The organism is Cereibacter changlensis JA139 (assembly GCF_003034985.1).
GTDB lineage: Bacteria > Pseudomonadota > Alphaproteobacteria > Rhodobacterales > Rhodobacteraceae > Cereibacter > Cereibacter changlensis.
In genome coordinates, this window is record NZ_PZKG01000199.1 from 1 (window position 1) to 5,576 (window position 5,576).

Annotated in this window: 5 protein-coding genes; 4 read left to right on the forward strand and 1 reads right to left on the reverse strand. The window is 72.8% G+C overall.

The window, feature by feature from the left end; all coding sequences use genetic code 11:
- The 4 genes from C5F48_RS21570 to C5F48_RS21585 form a co-directional block, all read left to right on the forward strand.
- Window positions 1–1,013 (forward strand): proton-conducting transporter transmembrane domain-containing protein (locus C5F48_RS21570; protein ID WP_107665811.1); only part of this gene is annotated, 1,013 nt, incomplete at its 5' end.
- A 69-nt stretch (window positions 1,014–1,082) separates the two neighbouring features.
- A complete protein-coding gene (locus C5F48_RS21575; RefSeq protein WP_107665812.1) occupies window positions 1,083–2,561 on the forward strand; it encodes a phospholipase D-like domain-containing protein in 1,479 nt (492 codons plus the stop codon).
- Window positions 2,558–2,938, forward strand: a complete 381-nt coding sequence (locus C5F48_RS21580; protein ID WP_170139569.1) for a DUF4112 domain-containing protein — start codon at window positions 2,558–2,560, stop codon at window positions 2,936–2,938. Before C5F48_RS21575 ends, C5F48_RS21580 begins: the two co-directional genes overlap by 4 nt.
- Before the next feature lie 45 nt (window positions 2,939–2,983).
- A complete protein-coding gene (locus tag C5F48_RS21585; protein ID WP_107665814.1) occupies window positions 2,984–3,544 on the forward strand; it encodes a DUF2585 domain-containing protein in 561 nt (186 codons plus the stop codon).
- On the opposite strand, the gene C5F48_RS25350 is transcribed toward C5F48_RS21585, so the two are convergent.
- Window positions 3,545–5,576 (reverse strand): hypothetical protein (locus C5F48_RS25350; RefSeq protein WP_107665815.1); only part of this gene is annotated, 2,032 nt, incomplete at its 5' end.

Consider the following 5,576-nt stretch of genomic DNA (forward strand, 5'->3'; position numbering starts at 1 on the left):
ATGCGGCCTCGGTCTTCCTCGGGATGGAGCTGGTGACCCTGTCGCTGGTCGCGCTCTTCGTGCTGCCGATGGACCGGCCGGCGCTGGAGGCGGGCTACAAGTTCCTGATCCTCGGCGCGGCGGCGGCGGCGATGCTGCTGTTCGGCTTCGCGCTGGCCCATGCCGCGACCGGCTCGCTGGAGCTTTCGGCCTGGTCTGCGCGGGGCGTTCTGGTCAGCCTCGGCGCGGCGCTGCTGCTGGCGGGGCTGGCCTTCAAGTTCGCCTTGGTCCCGTTCCACATGTGGACACCCGACGCCTTCTCCGGCGCGCCGGCGGCTGCGGCGGCGCTGGCGGGCGTCGCCTCGAAGATCGGCGTGCTGCTGGTCTTGCTGCGGCTGGATGCCGCCGGCCCGCCCGAACCGGTCTGGAGCCTCGGCCTGATGCTGACCGGCGCCGGGTCGATCCTGCTCGGCAACCTCCTGTCGCTCAGGCAGGAGTCGCTGGTGCGGATGCTGGGCTATTCCTCCATCGCCCATTCCGGCTATCTAGCCGTGGCGCTCGGTTCCGGCGCGGCGCTGGCGCCCGAGGCGGCGCTGTTCTACCTCGCGGCCTATGCGCCGGCGCTGCTCGCCGCGCTCTGCGTCGCGGCGCGGCTGGGGCCGGACCCGCAGCGCGACGACCTGCGCGGGCTGGTCTGGCGCAACCCGCTGGCCGGGCTCAGCCTGGCGCTGGCGCTCCTATCGATGGCCGGGCTGCCGCTGGCGGCGGGGTTCCTCGGCAAGTTCTACGTCTTCTCGGCGCTGATTGCGGCAGGACACTGGCCGGCGCTGGCTGTGGCGATCGCCGGCTCGGCGCTGGGGCTCTATTACTACCTGCGCTTCCTCACCATCAGCTTCCGCCAGGCGCCCGAAGCAGAGCCGTTGGCGCTGTCGCCCGGCGACGCGCTGCTGCTGGCGCTCTGCGCCCTGCTGACGGCGTGGATCGGCGTCTATCCGCAGCCGCTGGTGGCCCTGGCCCGCGCCGCGCTGCCCTGAGCGGAGGGAACCCGCGGCAGGCGCGGCGCATTGGGCTGGGCCCGACCCAGTGGACCGATGCATTCCCCCATGTCTTCAGACCTGCCCATCCTCCGCCCCTCCGAGACCTGCTGGCGGATCGAGCGATCCGACCGGCTGCGCGTCATCCTCGACGCCGCCGACTATTTCGCCACCATCCGCAAGGCGGTGCCCCTGGCGCGGCATTCCGTGCTGATGATCGGCTGGGATTTCGACACGAGGATCGAGCTGGAGCCGCATGCCCCGCCTTCCGACACGCCGAACCGGCTGGGCGAGTTCCTCAACTGGGTGGTGGAGAGCAATCCCGAGCTGCGCATCCATGTGCTGAAATGGGACATGGACTGGCTGCCCTCGCTGGGCCGCGGCTCGACCCCGCTGGCGATCCTCGACTGGATGACCGACGACCGCATCCGCTTCAAGCTCGACGCGGCGCATCCGGTGGCCTCGGCGCATCACCAGAAGATCGTGGTGATCGACGACGCGCTGGCCTTCTGCGGCGGCATCGACATGACCGGCGACCGCTGGGACACGCCCGACCATCTCGACGACCACCCGCTGCGCCGCCGCCCCAGCACCCGCCGGCGCTATGGCCCCTGGCATGACGTGACCACGGCGGTGAACGGCGATGCGGCGCGGGCGCTCGGCGACCTCGCGCGCGAGCGCTGGAAGGCGGCCACGGGGGAAGACCTCGCGCCGCCGCCGCCACGCCCGCCGCTCTGGCCCGAGGGGCTGGAGACGACGATGCGGTCGGTCGACGTCGCCGTCTCGCGCACCCTGCCGCCGCATGGCGAGCGCGAGGGGGTGCACGAGATCGAGGCGCTCTACCTCGCCGCCATCGCCGGGACGCGGCGCAATCTCTACATCGAGAGCCAGTATTTCGCCTCGCGCAAGGTGGCCGAGGCGATGGCCGCCCGGCTGCGCGAGGAGGACCCGCCCGAGATCGTGGTGGTGAACCCGCTGACCGCCGACGGCTGGCTGGAGGAGCAGGTGATGGGCTCGTCCCGCGCCATGCTGCTGCAGATGCTGCGCGCCGCCGACCATTGCGACCGCTTCCGCATGTATACCCCGGTGACCTTCAAGGGCGACCCGATCTATGTCCATGCCAAGGTGCTGGTGATGGACGACCATCTGCTGCGGGTGGGGTCTTCGAACCTCAACAACCGCTCGATGGGCTTCGACACCGAATGCGACCTCTCGGTCGAGGTTGGGCCGGAGACGCCGGAGCTGGCCGAAACCATCGCCGGGCTGCGCACGATGCTCTTGGCCGAGCATCTGGGCGTGGAGCCTGCGGCCTTCGAGGCGGCGGTGGCGCGCAAGGGCGGCTCACTGATCGGCGGCATCGAGGCGCTGCGCGGGCCCGGGCGGTCGCTGGTCCCCTTCGTGCCGCCCGAACTGAACGGCCTGCAGGAGACGGTGCTGGCCGACAACGACCTGCTCGATCCCGAGCGGCCGTCGCACATGTGGGGCCGGCGCATCCGGCGCAAGGCGGCGCGGCAATGGCTTCCCTTCTTCGGGAGGGTCGCGGAATGACCCGTCGCCCCACCACCCGTCGCCCCGCCACCCGGCAGCAGGTCGACGCCGAGCTGGTCCGGCTGGACCGGCTGGCGAAGCTGCTCGACTCGCAGTTCAGCATCCTCGGCTTCCGCTTCGGCTGGGACGGCATCGCCAGCCTGGTGCCGGTGGTCGGCGACGCCGCGACCATGCTGCCCTCGGCCTATCTGATCTGGCGCGCCCGCGAGCTGGGCCTGCCAGCCTCGGTGCTGCGCCGGATGGCCATGAACACCGCCTTCGACTTCGTCGGCGGCAGCGTGCCGGTGGCGGGGACGGTGTTCGACCTGTTCTTCAAGGCCAATCTGAAGAACATGGCGCTGCTGCGCCGGCACCTGTCGGAGATTCCGGAGCGCTGATCTTCGGCGTGGACGGGGCGCGGGCGATATGCTTGGCTCCGCCGCATGTCGAACCGCCTCCTGCCCTATTGGATCGTCGCCGGCCTCGTGCTGGCCACCGCACTCTGGCTGCTCTGGGTTGGGCGCGTGCCGATCTGCGATTGCGGCTACGTCAAGCTCTGGCATGGCGAGACGATGAGCTCGGAGAACTCGCAGCACCTGAGCGACTGGTATACACCCTCGCATCTGCTGCACGGCATCCTGTTCTACGGCGCGCTCTGGCTCGTCGCCCGCCGTCTGCCCGTCGGCTGGCGGCTGGTGATCGCCACGGCGGTCGAGGCGGCTTGGGAGATTGTCGAGAACTCCGACGCGATCATCGAACGCTACCGCGCCGTGACCATCTCGCTCGACTATTACGGCGACTCGGTCGTCAACTCGGTGGCCGACATCCTCGCGATGATCGCGGGCTTCTGGCTGGCGCGGGCGATCCCTGCCTGGGCTTCGGTGCTGATCGTCATCGGCTTCGAGGCGCTGACTGCCGTGGTGATCCGCGACGGGCTGGCGCTGAACGTGCTGATGCTGCTGCATCCGCTGGACATGGTGCGCGACTGGCAGGCGGGCGGCTGATCAGGCCGGCCCGATCCGCACCACCGCCCGCTCGCCGCCCAGCCCCGCGAAGGCCCGCTGGCGGCAGGTCAGCACGAGGATCTGCTGATCCTTCGCCACCCGGTGCAGCGCGGTGAACATCGCCTCGATCCGCGCATCGTCGGAATGGACCAGCGCATCGTCGAGGATCAGCGGCACCGGCTGGCCGTTGCGGGCGAAGAGCCGGGCGAAGGCCAGACGGGTCAGGATGGCGAGCTGCTCGCGCGTGCCGCCCGACAGCACGGCCAGATCCTCGGCCACCCCATTGCGGTGCAGGGCTGCGGGCAGCAGCGTGCGGTCGTCGAGATGCAGCTCCGCCCCGTCGTGCAGGATGGCGAGCAGCGGCGCCAACTCCTGCGTCACGGGACCGAAATAGGCGTCGCGCGCCGCCACCCGCGCCTCTTCCAGCGCGCGGCGCAGGCGGGCGAGCGCCATCACCTCGGCCTCGTAGCGCGCGGCACGGGCGCGGGCGGGCAGCAGCGCACCGCGCACCTCCTCCAGCTCCTCCTCGATCCCGGCATCGGCCTGGATCCGGATCGCTCCCTCCAGCTCGGCGATCCGCTGCGCAAGCCGGGTGCGGTCGCGGGCCGCGAGATCGACGACGCTCTGCGCCCGGTCGCGCCGGGCGAGCGCGGTGTCGAGGTCGGGCGCGGCGGCGATCAGTGTTTGCAGCGCTGCCTCGCGCTCGGTCCGCAGCGTCTCGGCCTCCGCCAATCGGCTGCGCGCCTCGGCGCTGCGGCTGGCGTGCAGCGCCGGGTCACCCGCTTCGGCCCGCGCCGTGTCGAGCGCTGCTCGGGCGGCATGGTCGGCGGCCTCGGCGCGGGCCAGACGGTCGCCCGCCTCCAGCGCCGCCTGATGCGCGCCGCGGGCCGTGGCCAGCGCCCCGGCCTCCGCGGCCTCCGCCGCCTGCAGCAAGGGCTCCAGCAGCGCCGGGTCTTCGGCCTCGGCGCCGCCCGATCCCGCCTCGGTCTCAGCCCGGGCGAGCGACTGGCGCAGCGCCTCGATCCCCTGCGGCGCGGTGTTGGCGAGAAGCTCCGCCGCCTGACGGCTCTCCTCCCGCGCCGAAGTTGCGGCTGTCAACTTTTGCCGCGCCTCGGCCAGGGTCTCGGCAGCGCAGGCCACCAGCGCGCGGGCAAGCGCGGATTCGGCGGCGGAAAGGCGGGCGGGCAGATCGTCCTCCGCCCGCTCGCCCGGATCGACGGCGAGCTGGCCCAGCCCCGGCAGATCCAGCAGGCTGCGCCCGGTGAGCCGCAGCGGCTCCAGCACCGGCGCGCCGTCCTGCAGGGCGCGGGCGGCGCCGGAATAGGCGAAGTGCAGCGTCACCGCCCGCGCCCCGGCGATGGCGTGGAGCCGGTCACGCTCCGCCGCCGCCGCTTCGGCAGCGGCCAGCGCCTTGGGCGTGACCGGCAGGGCGGCGGCGCGGGCCTCGGCGGCCTCCTTGCGGCTGCGGAAAGCCTCGGCGCGCTGGATCGCATCGCGGAGCGCGGTCACCGCCTGCGCCGCCTTGGCCGCCAGCGCCGCGCGCTGCGCCAGTTGAAGCCGAGACCGCAGCCCGGCCACCGCGGCGCGGGCCGCCTCGCCCGCCGTGGTGGCATTGCGATCCTCGTCGCGCGCTGCCTGCGCCGCCGTGGCCAGCCGTGCGACCTCGCCTGCCGCAGCCGCCTGCCGCGCCTCGGCGGCGACCAGCCGGCCGGCCAGCGCATCCAGCGCCTCGAGATCGCGTCTGGCGCCCTGCCCGGTCAGCACCGCCATCTGCACCGCCTGCCGCGCGCGCTCCACCTGTTCGGCATGGGCCAAGGCCGCTTCATGGGCGGCGCGGGCCTCGCGCAGGCTGGCATGCCGCGCGGCCTCGGCCTCCGGATCGTCGAGCGCCGTGCGCTGCCGCTCGGCCTCGCGCCGCTCGCGCAGCGCGCCGGAGAGGGCTGCGGCTTTGGGGGCCAGCAGCGCCTCGCGGTCCTCCAGCGCCTTCACCTCGGCCTGCGCCCGGTGCCACTCGCCTCCCGCCTTGGGGCGA